The following is a 16,241-nucleotide window of genomic DNA, read 5'->3' on the forward strand; positions in this document are numbered from 1 at the left end:
CCGGAACTGGTCCGCTCAGCGGCTCAGGCGCGTCCGTGCCCGCCCCGGGTCGAAGTTCACCTTCCGCAGCGGACCGGCGACCAGCAGCACCAGCGCCACGGCCGATACGCCCGCCAGCACCAGAGCGGCCACGAACTGCGCCGACTCCGACGTGGCCGAGGCCAGCACCGCGAAACCGGCGAGCACCACGACCGTCGGGCCCGCCAGCGCCGCCACCGTGGCCGGCACCGGGACCCGCCGCCCGTCGGGCCGCCGGGCCGAGACGACCGCCGCGCCGGCACACACCACGGCGGCCACGAGCAGGCAGCCGCCCACGGTGTCGGAAAGCCGGTGCCAGCCGAGCGCGACGGTCGCCGCGGCGACCCAGGCGACGCCGAGTGAACCCACGGCGAGCACCCAGGTGCGCATCCGTGCGGGCAGCACCACCGCCAGCGCGAACAGCACCGCCGTCGCCGCGCTGACGTGCCCGCTCGGGAAGCTGTTGTGGCTCGCGACCGCGTAACCATCGAGGGTGGCGGGCCGGTCGAGCACGTAGATCTTGAGCAGCTGCGCGGCGACCAGCGGGGTCGCGAGCAGCACCAGCGCCGTCACGCCCAGGGCGAACCGGCGCCGCACCAACGCCAGCGCGAGGACCAGCACGGCGACCGCGCCGAGCAGCACCACGAGGTCCACGTCGCGCAACGGCACCGCCCAGTCCACAGTGGACGGGTCGGTGGCCTGTGCGCTGTGCACCACGCCGTTCTCCGCCTCCTGGCCCGCCGCCGTGCGCACGAAGAGCAGGTACGCCACGAGGAACGCGACCGCGCAGCCCACCGCGCTCGCGACGAGCAGCACGGTGCGCGACGGTGTCCGCGCCTCGATCGCGTGGCGCGGGGAGCCGGACGGGGTGATCGGGGGTGCCTCGGGGAACGTCACTGCCATGGACCCGAGTCTCGGCGCGAGATTTAGCGGTCGGGTCAGTGCCGTGTCATGGTTTTGCTACAAGATCGCCCCGGTTCGCCCCACGCTGCGGTTTTCCGAATAATGGCCGGGGTGGCAGAGGTGTTGGTGGTCGAGGACGACGCGGCCGTACGGGAAGGACTCCAGCTGGCCCTGCGCAGGCAGGGCCACGTGGTGCACACCGCCGGTTCGGGCGAGGCGGGGCTGGACCTGGTCCGCAAGAACCTGCCCGACATCGTGGTGCTCGACCTGATGCTGCCCGGGATGGACGGGTTCGAGACGTGCCGCCGGATGCGCGCGCTGGGCGAGGTGCCCATCATCATGCTGACCGCGCGCAGCGACGACTTCGACGTGGTCGCGGGCCTGGAGGCCGGCGCCGACGACTACGTGGTGAAGCCGGTGCAACCGCGCGTGCTCGACGCGCGGATCCGCGCCGTGCTGCGTCGCGCGGTCGGCGATCACGACGCGCGCGCGGGCGAGGTCGAACGCCACGGCGAGCTGGTGATCGACCGCGCCGGCATGCTCGTGAAGAAGCGCGGTGAGCAGGTGGCACTCACGCCGACCGAGCTCAAGCTGCTGCTCGAGATCTCCCGCACGCCGGGCCAGGTGTACAGCCGCCGGCAGCTGCTCACCGCGGTGTGGGACCACGACTACCTCGGCGACTCCCGCCTGGTCGACGCCTGTGTGCAGCGGCTGCGGTCCAAGATCGAGGACGTGCCGGCGCGGCCCGACCACGTCCAGACCGTGCGGGGCTTCGGCTACCGGTTCGGCCGCTCGTGAGGCGTCCGCGGCTGCGGCCGTGGCTCTCGGGGCTGCGGCCCCGGCTGGTGCTGTCCTTCGCGGCGATGACCCTGGTCGGCGCGGCCGCCGCGGCCGGCGCCAGCTACGTGACGGCCCGTACGACGATCCTGCAGGGCGTGCAGGACCCGGCCATGGTCCAGCTGCGCGACCAGGTGACCGCGTACCTGCCGCAGATGACGCTGCCGCCGGTCCAGCGCCAGCTCGACAACCTCGCCGACAACCTCAAGGGCACCACCGTCGCGGTCTACCGGGACCTCCGTTCGCGGTCGGGGCTCGACCCCTCGGAGCTGCCCGCCGACCTGCGCGAGGAGGTCGCCGCCGGCGGCACGATCCAGTTCAAGCGGGTGATCAAGGGCGACACCCCGCTTCTGATGGTCGGGATGCCGGTGCTGCAGCGCGGCGACAACGGGGTGGCGCACACGGGCGTCGAGGTCTACTCGATGGTGTCGCTGGCCGCCCAGCAGACCGCGATCGACCAGCTGGCCACCCGCGCGTGGCAGACGGCCGCGCTGGCGCTGCCGATCGCCGTCGCGCTGGCGCTGCTGGCCGCCCGGCAGGTGCTGCGCCCGGTGCGCGCGCTGAACACCGCGGCGCGCAAGCTCGGCCACGGGCAGCTCGACGTCCGCCTGCGCGCCAAGGGTTCCGACGAGCTGGCCCAGCTCGTGACCACTTTCAACAGCACCGCGGCAGAGCTCGAACGCACCGTCGGCACGCTGCGGGAGATGGAAGCCGACGCGCGCCGCTTCGTCGCCGACGTCTCCCACGAGCTGCGCACCCCGCTGGCCGCGATGAACGCGGTGACCGACGTGCTCGACGAGGACGCCGAGCAGCTGCCCGCAGACACCGCCGTCGCCGCACGCCTGGTGTCGACCGAAACGCGCCGGTTGACCCGGCTCGTGCAGGACCTGGTGGAGATCTCGCGGTTCGACGCCGGGCGCGCCGAGCTGCGGCTGGAGGCGTGGGACGTGGCGCAGGGCGTGACCGACAGCCTCGCCGCGCGCGGCTGGACCGCCGACGACGGGATCGTCACCGACCTGCCGGCCGGCGTCGTCGCGACCGTCGACCCGCGCCGGCTCGACATCCTGGTCGCGAACCTCGTCGGCAACGCCCTGCGCCATGGCGAACCGCCGGTCGAGGTGCACCTGGCCGCCGACGCGCACACCGTGACGCTGGAGGTCACCGACCACGGTCCCGGCATCCCCGCGGCCGTGCTGCCCCACGTGTTCGACCGCTTCACCAAGGCCGACTCGGCGCGGGCGCGCTCGGAGGGCAGCGGGCTCGGCCTGTCCATCGCGCGGGAGAACGCCCGGCTGCACGGCGGCGACGTCGAGGCCGCCAACACCGGTTCCGGCGCGCGGTTCACCCTGTGGCTGCCCCGCCACCCCCGGCCCGGAGAGGCGCGATGAAGAAGCTCGTGACCGCGCTCGCCGTGCTCCTGCTCGTGAGCGCGTGCGGCATCCAGCCCACCGTCGTCGTGCCCGCCGGCCCCGCCCCGACCGCGGTCGGCCCCGGCGCCCGTGCGAACCAGCTGACGCTCTACTTCCTGGTCGACGGCCAGCTCGCCCCCGTCGTGCGCAGCTGGGGCAGCCCGGTGTCGCCGGAGCTGGCGGTGAACGAGCTGTTCCAGGGCCCCAGCCCGGTCGAGCAGAAGAGCGGGTATTACTCGCTCCTGTTCCCCGGCGACGGCCAGGTCACGATCGACACCAGCAGCGTGCCGCCGACGGTGTCCATCCCGTTCTCGATCAAGCCGCTCTACCTCGGCGTGGACCAAGTGGTCTGCACCACCGTCGCCGCGATGTCGGCGGCGGGGCTGCCCGTGGACCTGCGCGGCGTTTCGGTGGTCACGCCCGATTCACGCATCGGTCCGACGCTCTGCACCTTCTGAGCCGCTGACAGAAGCCGGTCAGGCGGGGTAGGCGCGCAGGGCCCGCGCGCCGGCCAGCGAACGCGCCCACCACTCCAGCTGATCGAGCAGCTTCTTCACCGCCGCACCGGTGGTTTCGGCGTCGGTGGGGCTGCCGGACTCGTCGAACCGGCCGTGGGCGCCGTGGAAGCTCACGGTGTCGCGGATGGTCACCGCGTGCAGCTCGGCGAAGACCGGACGCAGGTGCTCCACCGCGCGCAGGCCGCCGGAAAGTCCGCCGTACGCCACGAAAGCGACCGGTTTGGCCTGCCACTCCGAGCGGAACCAGTCGATTGCGTTCTTGAGCGGCGCCGGGTAGCTGTGGTTGTACTCCGGCGTGATCACGACGAACGCGTCGGCCGCGGCGAGCCGGGCCGCGAGGCGCCCGACCTCCGGCGCGGGCTCGGACCCGAACGCGGGAAACGCCAGTGGCAGAGCCAGATCGGCGCAGTCGACCACGTCCACCTCGAACCCGCCGTGCGCGGCGGCCTCGCGGGTGAACCAGTTCGCGACCGTCGGCGCGAACCGTCCTTCCCGGACACTGCCGACGATCACGGCAACCCGGACGGGAACTTCCGACACGATTGTTCTCCTCGAATCACCGTGCGGGACCGGGTGTCCCGCACGGAACCGAGTCTGGAACTTCAAGCTCACTTGAAGTCAAGCTATCCTCGCCTGCATGACCAAGACGGAGCTGCCCGAGCTGACCGTGGGCGAGCTGGCGCACCGCACCGGGGTGCCCGCCTCGGCCCTGCGCTTCTACGAGGACGAGAAGCTGATCCGCAGCAGGCGCACGGCGGGCAACCAGCGCCGTTACCGCCGCGACACGCTGCGACGTGTCACGTTCATCCGGATGTCGCAGCGGGTGGGCATGCCGTTGTCGCAGATCCGCGAGGTCCTCGCGCTGCTGCCGGACGACCGCACCCCCACCCGCGCCGACTGGGCCCGCATCTCCCACTGCTGGCGCGAGGACCTCGACGAGCGCATCCGGCAGCTGGAGCAGCTGCGCGACCAGCTCACCGACTGCATCGGCTGCGGCTGCATGTCGCTCACCAAGTGCCGGCTCGCGAACCCCGGAGACCGCCTCGGGCGCGAAGGCCCGGGGCCGAGGCGGCTCCCGGACCACCGCGGGGACGGCTACCCGTGACGCTCAGCCCAGCACGAGGCCGCGCACGTAGGCGGCCTGCCCGGCGTGCTGCAGGTCGTCCGAAAGCACGCTGATCAGCCGCACGCCCAGCGTCACGGGCGGGTCCCAGCGCTCGTCGACGACGGCGTCGAGCGCCGTGCCCTCGAGGCCGCCGACCCACGCCACGGTGTGCTCGTGCACGGCGTCGTAGTAGCCGGTCAGCAGCTTGGGGTCGTCGATCTGCACGGCGGCGACGTCGTCGCTGCTGTGCGCGTACCCCGTGTCCGCCGGCGGGAAGGGCAGGCCGAAGCGGCGGTGCCAGTCCTGCGCGGTCCAGATCTGCCCGGTGCCCGCGACGTCGGCCACGTGGTCGTCCTGCACGCGCGTGAGGTGCCAGACGAGCCAGGCGATCGAGTTGGCGCCCGGCCCGGGCCGGGCGACGAGCTGGTCGCCGGTCAGGCCGTCGACCGACTGGTGCACGACCTCCTGGATCCGGCCGAAGCCGTCCACGAGCAGATCGGCCACGTTCATCCGCAGTCCTCCTCGGTTCGTTCCTGCCTGCTACCCCGATCATGCCGCACGCAAACCGCCGCGCCGCCACCGAATTCCGGCGGTCTGGCGCGGCGGCGGGCCGGCCCGGCGGTCCGGCTACGCTCCGAGCAGCTGGTCGAAGAACGAGCGGTAGCGGCGCAGCGCGATCCGCAGGTCCTCCGTGGCGGGCTCGCCGTCGCGCCACTGCGCTTCCAGCTCACCCTTGTGCTCGGCGAAGGTCTCGGCCAGCGAGCTGATCACGGAGGCGACGAGCTCGTCGGCGTCACGCACGGCGCGGCGGGGGTCGTCGACGAAGTCGGTCTGCACCTCCTGCCAGCGGCTGCGGAAGCGGTCGACATCGCCGCCTTCGAACAGCGGCGGAGCGCCGTCGATGCGAGCGCCCTGGTCCGCGGGACCTCTGTCCGCGGCACGGTCGTCCACGTCACCGATGTCCCTCGCACCGGTGTCCACATCGGACACTTCGCGCGAGCGTTCTCCGGGAAGGTCCCGACGTTCCTCGGCGCGGGGCTTTTCGGCGGCACCCGCCAGATCGGCGGTGCTCAGTCCCCGGGTCTCCTGGTCGGTCATGTCAGCGGTCTCCGTTCCGTTCGTGGGCGCCGCGGTGGTTGCCGCCGCGCGCGGCGGTGTGCTCGCGGCGGCGCTCGACGGTGTCCTCGTCGGTGCGGCTGTCGGCACGGGTGTCCGTGCGGCTTCCGGCGCCGGTGTCATCGGTCAGCAGGTCCTCGAACACGGTGCGGTAGTGCACCATCGCCGAGCGCAGTTCCTCTGTGGACAGTGCTGTCTCCGAGTGGCGGCGGTGCGTCTCGTGCGCCGCGCGGTAGTGTTCCAGCGTGCGCGAGTGGCGCACGGACAAGTCGGAAAGCTGCTGGTCGTAGCCCTCGGTCGGGTAGCCGCGCTCGGACATCACGGCCACGAGCAGGTCGTCGGCCTCGTCGAGCGCGCCGGCGGGCTGGTCCACGAACTTCTCCTGGATCAGCGCCCAGTGCTGGGCGTAGCGCTCGCGCGCCGAGGCCGAGAGCGGCCGGATGTCGAGGTCGCGGTGGCGGCGTTCGCGTTCGGCCAGCTCCCGTTGCGCCGCACGCGGGCTGTCGCTCTCCTCGACCGCGCGCGAGTACTCGGAACCGAACTGCTGCTGCAGTCGTTTTCGCTGCCGTTCCTGGACGACGAGCCACGCGACGGCGCCGATCACCACGACGGCGACCACCACGATCACGACAATGAGCCAAGTGGGCATCGCACGAACTCCTTCACGGATTTTGTCGAGCCCCCCGTACCGGTCGGATGCCCGCCGCTGCCCGGGCGAAACGCGAATGCCGCCGGATGAACGGCGTTTTCGGCCGAGTGGCGGAGCGCGAGCCGCCGGATGAGGTACGGTTCGGACATCAGGGCGAAACCCGGCGGACGGGAGGACGGCGCGTGGACACCACCGTGCGGCTCGCTTCCGGCGCGCTCCGCGTCGTGTCCGGCTTCGACACCGTCGCCGGCGTCCCCATCCCCGGCTGGGCCGGCACGCTGCTGGCCGTGGTGTGCATCATCGCGGCGCTCGCGGTCCTGCTGCTGATCGTGCGCAACCGGCGGCGCTGAGCCGTTTCGCGGCTGCTCAGCGGAGGTAGTTGCTGACCTCGATGAGGTTCTCGTCCGGGTCACGGAAGTAGACGCTGCGGATGTCGCCCGTGGCACCGGTGCGCTCCACCGGTCCCTCCTCGATCGGCACGCACGCCCGGCGCAGTTCTTCGATCACGTCGTCGAGCGCGTTTTCGGTGATGAGGCACAGGTCCGCGCTGCCCGGCGTCGGGCGAAGTGCCTTGGGTTCGAACTCGTGGCCCGCCTGGTGCAGGTTGATCTTGCTGGTGCCGAAGGCCAGTGCCTTGCGCCCGCCCTTGAACGTCACCTCCGCCATGCCGAGCACCCGCGTGTAGAAGGCCACCGTGGCCTCGACGTCGGCGACAGTGAGCACGAGGTGGTCCAGGCGGTCGATGCGCATCGGGTGTCCCCTTTTCGACGGGCGGGTCAGGCGCGGGTGAAGCGGGTCGTGATCACGTGGTCCTTCGCCGGGCCGGCGACCACCCACTCCTGGCGCCAGTGATCGGCGTCGAACACGCGGTACTCGCCGCGGTAGAGGTCGTCGCGGCACGGGTGGTCGGTGCTCCACCGACCGGTGGCCAGGTCGAGGTCGTGGAAGAACCCGCCGTGGTCGAAGTGCACGGCGGCGCGGGCGCCGTCGGGGTGGTAGAGCAGGGTGCGGCTCACCGGGCCGGTGTAGCCGGCCAGCCGCAGCTCGCCGGTCTCGTAGTAGACGAGGACGCCGTCGCGGGCACTGTCTCGGGTGAACGTCGCGGTGCCGGTGACCTCGCCCATCGGCTCGCCGTCGGCGGCCACGATGTCGCGCGAGAGCCGCCAGGTGCCGGCGAAGTGCGCGGCGAGGTCGGTGATCGCGAAGTCCACCCCGCCATTCTGCGCCCGCGCGTGCGGCGTGACGCGGTGGCGGGGCGGGGATCACACACAGCGTGACCGGTGCGGTGCGAGCGGGACACTCGTGCCGCAAACGCGCCGAGGCGCCCGGGGTGGCACCGCGGTGTCGGTCCCGGCGCCTAGAATCGGCCGGGTGGCTCACCCCGACCAGGCCCAGCGCTCCCCCGCCGCCGAGACCCTGCATCGCGTGTTCGGTTACGACGCGTTCCGCGGTGATCAGGCGGACATCGTCGAAACCGTGATCTCCGGCGGAGACGCGCTGGTGCTGATGCCCACCGGCGGCGGGAAATCGCTGTGCTACCAGATCCCCTCGCTCGTGCGGCCCGGCGTCGGAGTGGTGATCTCGCCACTGATCGCGTTGATGCAGGACCAGGTCGACGCGCTGCGCAACCTCGGCGTGCGCGCGGGATTCCTCAACTCCACGCAGGATTTCGGCGAGCGCCAGCGCGTCGAAGAGGCGTTCGTCGCGGGTGAGCTCGATCTGCTCTACCTGGCGCCGGAACGGCTCTCGGTCGAGTCGACCGTGCGGCTGCTCGACCGCGGGAAGATCGCGCTGTTCGCGATCGACGAGGCGCACTGCGTGTCGCAGTGGGGCCACGACTTCCGGCCCGACTACCTGATGCTGTCGTCGCTGCACGAGCGCTGGCCGGACGTGCCGCGCATCGCGCTCACCGCCACGGCCACCGAGACCACGCACAAGGAGATCTCCGCGCGGCTCAACCTCGACGGCGCGCGCCACTTCGTCGCGAGCTTCGACCGGCCGAACATCCAGTACCGCATCGTCGGCAAGAACTCGCCGCAGAAGCAGCTGCTGGAGCTGCTGCGCACCGAGCACAAGGGCGACGCGGGGATCGTCTACTGCCTCTCGCGCGCGTCGGTGGAGAAGACGGCGGAGTTCCTGGTGCAGAACGGAATCCGCGCGGTGCCCTACCACGCGGGGCTCGACAAGCGCACCCGCGCGGAGAACCAGTCGCGGTTCCTGCGCGAGGACGGGCTCGTGGTGGTGGCCACCATCGCGTTCGGCATGGGCATCGACAAGCCGGACGTGCGGTTCGTCGCGCACCTCGACCTGCCGAAGTCCGTGGAGGGCTACTACCAGGAGACGGGCCGCGCGGGCCGAGACGGGCTGCCGTCCACGGCGTGGCTCGCCTACGGGCTGCAGGACGTGATGCAGCAGCGCAAGATGATCGAGAACGGCGAGGGCGACGAGGCCCACCGCCGCCGGCAGGCCGCGCACCTCAACGCCATGCTGGCGCTGTGCGAGACCGTCGAATGCCGCCGCACGCAGATCCTCGCCTACTTCGGCCAGACCGGCCAACCCTGCGGCAACTGCGACACCTGCCTCGCCCCACCCGAACGCTTCGACGGCACCATCCCGGCGCAGAAGCTGCTCTCCACCGTCGTGCGGCTGCGCAACGAACGGCGCCAGAAGTTCGGCGCCGGCCAGATCATCGACATCCTGCTCGGCAAGACGACCCCGAAGGTCACCCAGTTCCAGCACGACACACTCAAGGTTTTCGGCATCGGCACCGAACTGCGCGAGCAGGAGTGGCGCGCGGTCGTCCGGCAGCTCCTGGCCCAGAACCTCCTTGCCGTGGAAGGGGACTACGGCTCTCTGGTCCTGACCGACGGCAGCGCCTCGGTGCTCAACGGCTCACGCACCGTGTCCCTGCGGCGCGAACCGGAGCGCCCGGCCCGCGCCGCGCGTACTTCCCGCCGCGGCACCGCCCCGGCCGTGGAAATGCCCGCGGAGGCCGCACCACTGTTCGAACGCCTCCGCGCCTGGCGCGCCGCCACGGCCAAGGACCAGGGCGTCCCCGCCTACGTGATCTTCCACGACGCCACGCTGCGCCAGATCGCCGCCGAACGCCCCGGCTCGCTCTCCGACCTGGGCACCGTCAGCGGCGTCGGCGAGGCCAAGCTGGCGAAGTACGGCGAGAGCGTGCTGGCCGCGTTGGCGGAGGAATAGGGGCGGCGGGCTGGGAAGCCGGCGATGAAGGCGCACTCTGGCGGGCATCGCCGCCGGTCTCGCGCAGCGGCAGCGAGCGATCGGGTTCGCCGTCCTCAGCTGGACGAAGCCGAAGCGGCGCCCGGCCGCGGCGGTGGCCCGCAGGTGGTTCGAGAACGCACCCCCGAACGTCAGCAGGCGGTCGTGACCCTGGTCTGCCGCCGCGGCCGGTTCCGGTGACCGGCGTTCACCAGGTGAGCATCCGGTCGCTTCGGCACCCGCCGGCTCACCTCGCGTCGGTCAATGGCCCGGCTTCGGCTTGGTCACGTCGGAGACCTTCTGGGTCACGCCGTTGATCTTCGCGTGGTACTTGCCCTTGGTCTTCTGGTCGACGAATTGGGCGGCCTTGCCCACGGCCTGGTTGACCTTCTCGGGGTTCTTCTTCGCGTACGACGTGACGGCACCGGCCGCGCCGGCCAGTACGGCGAGTCGTTTGAGCATTGCCATGGAGTCCTCCCGCGGGTTTCTCGTCATCCCCTCAACGCTGCGATGAGTACCCGGAGTTCCCCGATTCGAACATTCCGGGCGCGGGCGCGCCGAAATCCCCGCGACCCACGACGTCTGACCAGGCATGATCGGCCCCATGCGAGATCTCGCGGCGCTCCCGAAGGCGCACCTGCACGTCCACCTCGAGAGCACCGTGCGGCCGGCGACGCTGCGCGAGCTGGCCGACGCCAACGACGTGCCGCTGCCGGGTGCGGCACGGGCGTTCACCGGGTTCCGCGACTTCGCCGACTACAACTCCCTCATCCGTGCCTGCCTGCGCACGCCGGAGGACTTCGAGCGCGTCGCCCGGGAGTTCTGCGTGGACGAAGCCGCGCAGGGCACGCGGTACGCCGAGGTGACGTTCACGGCCGCGTCGCACGGCGAACGGCTGGGGGATCTGGAGATGCCGCTCGACTCAGTCCTCAAAGGACTGTCCGAAGGAGACCTCGAGACCCGCGTCCTCCTCGATCACTCGCGCCGCCGGTCCGTCGAACGCGCCGAGCGCACGCTGCGGCTCGCCCTGGCCCACGACGAGGTGGTCGGCCTCGGCATGGCGGGCGAGGAACGCCACTCGCTCGCTCCCTTCGCCGGCGTCTTCGCCAAGGCGCGCGAAGCCGGGCTCCACCTCGTGCACCACGCGGGCGAGGACGCCGGGCCCGCGAGCATCCGCGAAGCCCTCGACGTCGGCCGCGCCGAGCGCCTGGGCCACGGCATCCGCGTGCTCGACGACCCCGAGCTGGTGGCCGAGGTCCGTGACCGCGCGATCGCGCTCGAGGTGTGCCCGACGTCCAACGTCGTCCTCGGCCTGGTGCCGGCCCTGGCGAAGCACCCGCTCCCCTGCCTCGTCGCCGCGGGCCTCGCCGTCACGCTGAACACCGACGTCCCCTCGGTCACGCACACCACGCTGACCGACGAGTACACCACCGCGCGCGACACGTTCGGCTACGACGACACCACTCTCGCGGCCCTCGCCGAAACCGCCGTCACGGCGTCGTTCGCGCCGGAGGAGACGAAAACCGCGCTGCGCAAGGAGATCGCCGCGTGGCTCACACCGGCAGCAGGCGCGTGACCAGCGTGCTCAGCTGCTGCACGTTGCGGCACTCGTGCATTTCCACAAGCTCCGCGTACGCCAGCGCCGCCGAGTCGCCGGTGGACCACAGGGCGCGACGCTCGGGGTTGAGCCAGTAGACGTGCCGCGCGCGATCGCGGATGGCGCGGACGGCGTCGAGGTTGGGGTCGCCGCCGTTGGTGCGCGCGTCGCCGAGGATGAGCACCGACGTGCGCGGGCCGACGGCGTCGAGCCACTTGCCGGTGAACCCGCGCAGGGCGCCGCCGTAGTCGCTGTGCCCGTCCCAGCGCACCACGGCCGCTTCTTCGAGGATGCGCGCGCCGAGGTGCTCCGGGTCGGCGACACCCGCGGTGACCAGGTGCGTGACCTCGTCGGTGCTGTCCACGAACGCGAACACGCGCACCTTGCTGAACTGGTCGCGCAGCGCCTGCACCAGCAGCATCGTGAAGTTCGCGAACCCCGCGACCGAACCCGACAGGTCGCACAGCAGCACGATCTCGGGCCGGCCGGGCCGCCGGTGCCGGAACGCCGGACGCACCGGCACGCCACCCGTCGACAACGACCGCCGCAGCGTGCGCCGCAGGTCGATCTGTCCGCGGGTGGTGCGCTTGCGGCGCGCGGCCAGCCGGGTCGCGAGCTTGCGCGACAACGGCTGCACGGCGCGGCGCAGCTCGGCCAGCTGCGCCCGGCTGGCGATCAGGAAGTCCACGCGGTCCGCGGCCGGCGCGATCGCGTGCTTGGCCACGCGGTCGCGGCCCCGCACCTCGGCCGCGCGCCGGCGGGCCTCCGTGCGGACGTTCCCGCGGAAGTCCTCGACACGGCGGCGGACCTCGTCGCGCGTGAGCCGGTCGGTGAACTCGCCGCCCTCGTCGGAGCCGCCGCCCGCGGCCCGGATCGCAGCGAGCACGCGCACGATCAGCGTCTGCGGCTGCAGCCGGTCCAGCGTCTGGTGCGCGGAGAACCCGCCGCCGGCGCCGGAACCCGCGCCGTACCCGCCGAGCATCTCCACGGCGACGCCGGCCAGCTGCGCCAGCGCCTGCTGGTCGCCTTCGGCGAGCGCGGCCGCCACGGCCTCCCGCAGCTGTTCGAGGTCCCGCGGCCGGTCGTCGCGCGCCAGCTCGGGCACGCCCACGCCGGCCGGGAAGTACAGGTCGAACGCGGCGTCGAACACCGCCCGCTGCCCGCCGCGGCGCACGAGCGCGGCGGCGAGGCCCTCGCGCACGAGCTCGCGGTCGTCGAAGCCGAGCACCTCCAGCGCGGCCCCCGCGTCGACGGTCTCGGCCGGGCCCGCCGGGATGCCCTGCGCCCGCAGCGCCTGCACGAACGCCGTGAGCCGCTCGGTGACGCCGGGCGCGCTCAAGACGCGTCCAGCACCTGGTCGAGCTTGAGGCCCGCGCCGGCCTTGGTGATGTCGTCCTGGTGCTTGAGCACCACGCCGAGGCTCTCGCGCACGATCTGCTCGTCGAGCGTGCCGGAGCCGAGCTCCAGCAGCGTGCGCGCCCAGTCGATGGTCTCGGCGACCGACGGCAGCTTGCGCAGGTCCATGGCGCGCAGCGCGGCGATCACGCGGACCACGGAGTCGGCCAGCGCGGCATCGATGCCGGGCACGCGCAGCTTCACGATCCGCAGCTCGAGCTCCGGGTCGGGGAAGTCGATGTGCAGGAACAGGCAGCGCCGCCGCAGCGCCTCGGACAGCTCGCGCGTCGCGTTGGACGTGAGCACCACGAACGGGTCGCGGGTGGCGGTGATCGTGCCCAGCTCGGGCACGGTGACCTGGAAGTCGCCGAGCACCTCCAGCAGCAGGCCCTCCACCTCGACGTCGGCCTTGTCCGTCTCGTCGACCAGCAGCACGGTGGACTCGGTGCCGGAGATGGCCTGCAGCAGCGGGCGGCGCAGCAGGAACTCCTCACCGAAGATGTCGGTGCGCGCGTCCTCCCACGTCTCGTCGCGCCCGGCGGTGATGCGCAGCAGCTGCTTGGCGTGGTTCCACTCGTACAGCGCGCGGGCCTCGTCGATGCCCTCGTAGCACTGCAGGCGCACGAGCCGCGAGCCGCTCACGGCGGCCACGGCCTTGGCCAGCTCCGTCTTCCCCACGCCGGCCGGGCCCTCGACAAGCAAGGGCTTGCCCAGCCGGTCGGCGAGGAACACGGTGGTCGCCACCGCCGTCGAGGCGAGGTAGCCGACCTCGGCCAGCTGCGCCGACACGTCGTCGACGGAGGAGAAGAACCCGGTGCCCACGTGACCTCCTAAGCGGATGCTCACCTCGCACTGTACTGGCCGGGCCTCAGTCCGTCTCCACGATCCGCGCGAGTGTGCGGTTGAGCTCCGCCACCGTGACCCCCCAGCCGGTCAGGCTGGCCGGCCCGCGGCTGGTCGCCGCCCACACCGACTGCCCGGCCGGGGCGGGCACGCTCGTCGCGGGACCCGTCACGGCGCCGCCGATGGTCGCCGCGGGCCGCACCGCGACCGTGGCCCGGCCGGCACGGTGCGGGAGCCGAGCGGCCGGTCGCGAGCTAGCATCTGGCCACGTGACCTACGTTGCGGCGACCAGCCGATACGACTCGATCCCCTACCGGCGCTGCGGGCGCAGCGGACTGAAGCTGCCCGCCATCTCCCTGGGCCTGTGGCACAACTTCGGCCACGACCGGCCGCTGCAGGTCCAGCGCGACATCCTGCGCCGCGCCTTCGACCTCGGCATCACGCACTTCGACCTGGCCAACAACTACGGCCCGCCCTACGGCTCGGCCGAGTCCAACTTCGGCCAGATCCTCGCCACGGACTTCAAGCCCTACCGCGACGAGCTGGTGATCTCGACCAAGGCCGGCTACGACATGTGGCCGGGCCCGTACGGCGACTGGGCCTCGCGCAAGTACCTGCTGGCCTCGCTCGATCAGTCGCTGGGCCGCATGGGCCTGGACTACGTCGACATCTTCTACTCCCACCGCTTCGACCCGGAGACTCCGCTGGAGGAGACCGTCGGTGCGCTCGACCGCGCCGTGCGCTCGGGCAAGGCGCTCTACGTCGGCATCTCCTCCTACAACTCCGAGCGCACCGCCGAGGCCGCGCGCCTGCTGCGTGAGCTGGGCACGCCGCTGCTGATCCACCAGCCCTCGTACTCCATGTTCAACCGGTGGACCGAGGACGACCGCCTGCTCGACACGCTCGAAGAGGCCGGAGCCGGCTGCATCGCGTTCTCTCCGCTCGCCCAGGGTCTGCTCACCGACCGCTACCTCGGCGGCGTGCCGGCCGACTCGCGCGCGGCGCAAGGCAAGTCCCTCGACCCGGACACGATCACCGAGAACCGGCTCGCGAAGATCCGCGGCCTCGGCGAGATCGCCACACGCCGCGGCCAGTCGCTGGCGCAGCTCGCGCTCGCCTGGGCCCTGCGCGACCCGCGCATGACGTCGCTGGTGATCGGCGCGAGCAGTGTCAAGCAGCTTGAGGACAACGTCGCCGCGCTGGACAACCTCGAGTTCACCGCCGAGGAGCTGGCCGAGGTCGACCGGTACGCGACGGAGTCGGACATCAACCTCTGGAAGCAGTCGAGCGACAGCTGACGGTCCGCCGGTGGCCGGTGGCGATGTTCGCGTCACCGGCCACTGTGGACGGTCGTCGACGGCTCACCCGGCGCGGGTCGGCCGCGGTGCCGGCAGGTGCGAGGTCTCCGGGAACAGGTGCAGCGCGCGCAGCGCCGCGCCCAGCTCCGCGATGTCCTGCGGGTCCGTGAGCGAGCGGCCGAGCTCGTCGGTGATGCGGCGCAGGCGGTGGCGGATCGTGTTGGGGTGGCAGAACATCCGTTCCGACGTGAGTTTCGTGGAGCCCTGGCAGTCGAACCACGCGCGCAGGGTCAGCAGCAGCACGTTGCGGTCGTCGCCGGGCAGGTCGAGGATCGGGCGCAGCACGTGGTGCGCGAGCTGCACCGACGCCTCCGGCGCGCTGGCGACCAGGCCCGCGAGCGGCGACTCCGTGAACTGCACCAGGCCCGTCGAGCCGGGCGCCATGCTGGACAGCGCCACGCGGGCGAAGTGCAGCGCCCGGGACGTGTTGCCCAGGCCTGAGAACACCGGGCTCATGCCGACGCGGCCCACCGGGGCTTCGCGCAGCAGGTCGATGGTCACCTTGCACGCCGACGGGTCGCGCAGCGACACCACACCCACCTGCAGGTCCGGCGTGAGCCGCCACGCCGAGGCGTGCTGGGCTTCGCGCAGGCGCTGCTCGATCTTCGGCAGCGGTTCGTGGCCCAGCCGCGGAGTTTCGGCCGCGACGACCACGAAGCTGCCGTCCACGGTCAGCTCCAGCACGCGGGCGATGTCCCACAGCGTGCCCTCGGTCGCGGCGCCGCCGGCGAACAGCGCCTCCACCAGAGCGGAGCGCCGGTTCTGGTGCGCCACCACGACTTCGGCCGCGGTGTCCCGATAGGACGAAGTGAGCGCCTCGGCGTAGTCGTCGACCAGCGCCCACACCGCGGACGTCGCGGCGACGAGCCCGGCGAGGTCCTGGTGGTCGCCGCGCGCGGTCAGCAGCACGAACCGGTGCCACACCTCGGTGAGCCCGATCCGGTACGCGCGCAGGACTTCCGGCAGCGGCGCGCCCTGCAGCGCCCGCGCGCGGCCGGTGGCCCGCGCCTGGGACAGGTCGGGCACGTCTTCGCCGCGCAGCGTGCGCATCACGTAGTCGAGGTTGGCGCGCACGGACTTGCGCAGTTCGGCGTGGGTGACGAACCGCTCGTCGCGGTAGACCGGCATCTGCTCGAGGATCTGGTGCGTGGTCGCTTCGATCAGCTCGGGCATGGCGGTTTCGACCTCGGCGGCCAGCACCGAGACCACGGGGGCGAGCCCGTCGCGCAGAACTGTCTGGTAGTGCATCAACGCCCTCCAGGCCTGGG

At 72.2% G+C, this 16,241-nt stretch carries 20 protein-coding genes; 8 read left to right on the forward strand and 12 right to left on the reverse strand.

Annotation, left to right across the window (positions count from 1 at the left end):
- Positions 1-15 precede the first annotated feature (15 nt).
- Entirely contained in the window at positions 16-921 is a 906-nt protein-coding gene (locus K1T34_RS52335; protein WP_220242175.1) for a phosphatase PAP2 family protein, read from the reverse strand.
- 111 nt (positions 922-1,032) lie between these two features.
- Here K1T34_RS52335 and K1T34_RS52340 point away from each other — a divergent pair, with 111 nt between their 5' ends.
- The 3 genes from K1T34_RS52340 to K1T34_RS52350 are packed head-to-tail and all read left to right on the forward strand — an operon-like array spanning position 1,033 to position 3,625.
- Positions 1,033-1,719, forward strand: coding sequence for a response regulator transcription factor (locus tag K1T34_RS52340; RefSeq protein ID WP_304504300.1), 687 nt, complete (start codon positions 1,033-1,035; stop codon positions 1,717-1,719).
- Positions 1,716-3,146 (forward strand): HAMP domain-containing sensor histidine kinase, encoded by a 1,431-nt coding sequence (locus K1T34_RS52345; RefSeq protein WP_255638191.1) that lies wholly within the window; start codon positions 1,716-1,718, stop codon positions 3,144-3,146. The genes K1T34_RS52340 and K1T34_RS52345 overlap by 4 nt, the downstream gene beginning before the upstream one ends.
- Positions 3,143-3,625 carry a hypothetical protein gene (locus K1T34_RS52350; protein WP_220242177.1) on the forward strand — a complete coding sequence of 161 codons (483 nt, stop codon included), beginning with the start codon at positions 3,143-3,145 and terminating at the stop codon, positions 3,623-3,625. The genes K1T34_RS52345 and K1T34_RS52350 overlap by 4 nt, the downstream gene beginning before the upstream one ends.
- An 18-nt stretch (positions 3,626-3,643) precedes the next feature.
- Here the strand turns inward: K1T34_RS52350 and K1T34_RS52355 are convergent, their stop codons facing one another.
- A complete protein-coding gene (locus tag K1T34_RS52355; protein ID WP_220242178.1) occupies positions 3,644-4,225 on the reverse strand; it encodes an NADPH-dependent FMN reductase in 582 nt (193 codons plus the stop codon).
- 97 nt (positions 4,226-4,322) lie between these two features.
- Here K1T34_RS52355 and soxR point away from each other — a divergent pair, with 97 nt between their 5' ends.
- Positions 4,323-4,790 carry a redox-sensitive transcriptional activator SoxR gene (soxR, locus tag K1T34_RS52360; protein WP_220242179.1) on the forward strand — a complete coding sequence of 156 codons (468 nt, stop codon included), beginning with the start codon at positions 4,323-4,325 and terminating at the stop codon, positions 4,788-4,790.
- A gap of 3 nt (positions 4,791-4,793) precedes the next feature.
- Here soxR and K1T34_RS52365 read toward each other — a convergent pair whose 3' ends face one another.
- The 3 genes from K1T34_RS52365 to K1T34_RS52375 form a co-directional block, all read right to left on the reverse strand.
- Positions 4,794-5,300: a DUF664 domain-containing protein gene (locus K1T34_RS52365; protein WP_220242180.1), complete on the reverse strand. Its 507-nt coding sequence runs from the start codon at positions 5,298-5,300 to the stop codon at positions 4,794-4,796.
- 117 nt (positions 5,301-5,417) lie between these two features.
- Positions 5,418-5,888: a hypothetical protein gene (locus tag K1T34_RS52370; RefSeq protein WP_255638192.1), complete on the reverse strand. Its 471-nt coding sequence runs from the start codon at positions 5,886-5,888 to the stop codon at positions 5,418-5,420.
- A gap of 1 nt (position 5,889) precedes the next feature.
- Positions 5,890-6,555 (reverse strand): hypothetical protein, encoded by a 666-nt coding sequence (locus K1T34_RS52375; protein WP_255638193.1) that lies wholly within the window; start codon positions 6,553-6,555, stop codon positions 5,890-5,892.
- A 182-nt stretch (positions 6,556-6,737) separates the two neighbouring features.
- On the opposite strand from K1T34_RS52375, the gene K1T34_RS52380 reads away from it, so the two are divergent.
- On the forward strand, positions 6,738-6,905 hold the full coding sequence (locus K1T34_RS52380) for a hypothetical protein (RefSeq protein WP_220242181.1): 168 nt from the start codon (positions 6,738-6,740) through the stop codon (positions 6,903-6,905).
- 16 nt (positions 6,906-6,921) lie between these two features.
- Here K1T34_RS52380 and K1T34_RS52385 read toward each other — a convergent pair whose 3' ends face one another.
- Both K1T34_RS52385 and K1T34_RS52390 read right to left on the reverse strand, forming a co-directional pair.
- Positions 6,922-7,305, reverse strand: a complete 384-nt coding sequence (locus K1T34_RS52385; protein ID WP_220242182.1) for a VOC family protein — start codon at positions 7,303-7,305, stop codon at positions 6,922-6,924.
- Positions 7,306-7,331: 26 nt separating this feature from the next.
- Positions 7,332-7,766 carry a DUF6314 family protein gene (locus K1T34_RS52390; RefSeq protein ID WP_220242183.1) on the reverse strand — a complete coding sequence of 145 codons (435 nt, stop codon included), beginning with the start codon at positions 7,764-7,766 and terminating at the stop codon, positions 7,332-7,334.
- Positions 7,767-7,926: 160 nt separating this feature from the next.
- On the opposite strand from K1T34_RS52390, the gene recQ reads away from it, so the two are divergent.
- Positions 7,927-9,762 (forward strand): DNA helicase RecQ, encoded by a 1,836-nt coding sequence (gene recQ / locus K1T34_RS52395; RefSeq protein WP_220242184.1) that lies wholly within the window; start codon positions 7,927-7,929, stop codon positions 9,760-9,762.
- Between the two features lie 279 nt (positions 9,763-10,041).
- Here the strand turns inward: recQ and K1T34_RS52400 are convergent, their stop codons facing one another.
- The gene (locus K1T34_RS52400; RefSeq protein WP_220247869.1) at positions 10,042-10,248 is read right to left on the reverse strand and encodes an antitoxin; all 207 of its coding nucleotides are present in this window, start codon (positions 10,246-10,248) and stop codon (positions 10,042-10,044) included.
- 136 nt (positions 10,249-10,384) lie between these two features.
- Between K1T34_RS52400 and add the strand changes: the two genes are divergently transcribed.
- The gene (add, locus tag K1T34_RS52405) at positions 10,385-11,356 is read left to right on the forward strand and encodes an adenosine deaminase (RefSeq protein ID WP_220242185.1); all 972 of its coding nucleotides are present in this window, start codon (positions 10,385-10,387) and stop codon (positions 11,354-11,356) included.
- Here add and K1T34_RS52410 read toward each other — a convergent pair.
- From K1T34_RS52410 to K1T34_RS52420, 3 genes are read right to left on the reverse strand one after another with little or no spacing between them, the layout of a single operon-like run.
- On the reverse strand, positions 11,334-12,716 hold the full coding sequence (locus tag K1T34_RS52410) for a VWA domain-containing protein (RefSeq protein ID WP_220242186.1): 1,383 nt from the start codon (positions 12,714-12,716) through the stop codon (positions 11,334-11,336). The genes add and K1T34_RS52410 overlap by 23 nt on opposite strands.
- A complete protein-coding gene (locus tag K1T34_RS52415; RefSeq protein WP_220242187.1) occupies positions 12,713-13,594 on the reverse strand; it encodes a MoxR family ATPase in 882 nt (293 codons plus the stop codon). Before K1T34_RS52415 ends, K1T34_RS52410 begins: the two co-directional genes overlap by 4 nt.
- A 46-nt stretch (positions 13,595-13,640) precedes the next feature.
- Positions 13,641-13,787: a hypothetical protein gene (locus tag K1T34_RS52420; protein WP_220242188.1), complete on the reverse strand. Its 147-nt coding sequence runs from the start codon at positions 13,785-13,787 to the stop codon at positions 13,641-13,643.
- A 97-nt stretch (positions 13,788-13,884) separates the two neighbouring features.
- Between K1T34_RS52420 and mgrA the strand changes: the two genes are divergently transcribed.
- Positions 13,885-14,913 carry an L-glyceraldehyde 3-phosphate reductase gene (gene mgrA, locus K1T34_RS52425; protein ID WP_220242189.1) on the forward strand — a complete coding sequence of 343 codons (1,029 nt, stop codon included), beginning with the start codon at positions 13,885-13,887 and terminating at the stop codon, positions 14,911-14,913.
- A 63-nt stretch (positions 14,914-14,976) separates the two neighbouring features.
- Here mgrA and K1T34_RS52430 read toward each other — a convergent pair whose 3' ends face one another.
- Positions 14,977-16,221 carry a helix-turn-helix domain-containing protein gene (locus K1T34_RS52430; protein ID WP_220242190.1) on the reverse strand — a complete coding sequence of 415 codons (1,245 nt, stop codon included), beginning with the start codon at positions 16,219-16,221 and terminating at the stop codon, positions 14,977-14,979.
- Positions 16,222-16,241 lie beyond the last annotated feature (20 nt).

Origin of the sequence: Amycolatopsis sp. DSM 110486 (assembly GCF_019468465.1) — a bacterium.
Taxonomy (GTDB): Bacteria; Actinomycetota; Actinomycetes; order Mycobacteriales; family Pseudonocardiaceae; genus Amycolatopsis.